We start from the raw sequence: 440 nt of genomic DNA, 5'->3' as shown, positions 1-440 counted from the left end.
CGGTGCCGACGACTCCGCCCTTCGCCGTCGAGTAGAAGGGCACGCGGCCCGGGCGCGGCGCCAAGGGGGCGAGCACATCGAGGAGTTCGTCCTCCATGATGCCGACCTGCGCCGCGTGCGACGCGTAATCCACCGGCACCCGCCGCGCCCGTACCCCGTCGTGCTGCCACTGCTCGACCAGTTCTCCGAGCAGAGCGGCCTCACCCGACACCACCACCGACCGCGGGCTGTTGACCGCCGCCACCGACACCACCGGTGCGGGCAGCCCGTCGTCCCGGCCGTCGGCGCCGGGCCGCCCGATCTCCGCCAGCGACGCCAGCACCTCCTGCTCCGACGCGGCTATCGCCGCCATGGCGCCGCCCTCGGGCAGGGCCTGCATCAGCCGGCCGCGGGCGGCCACCAGCGCGCAGGCGTCGTCGAGCGTCAGCACCCCCGCGACG

General features: G+C 75.7%; 1 protein-coding gene. It reads right to left on the bottom strand.

Features of this window, described 5'->3' with window-relative positions:
• Positions 1–440: acyltransferase domain-containing protein (locus tag AC5RWQ_RS30545; RefSeq protein ID WP_494286056.1), on the bottom strand; the 440-nt coding region annotated here is incomplete at both ends.

It is taken from the genome of Micromonospora sp. BS32, assembly GCF_059089345.1.
This window is presented reverse-complemented; position numbering and strand designations above follow the sequence as displayed.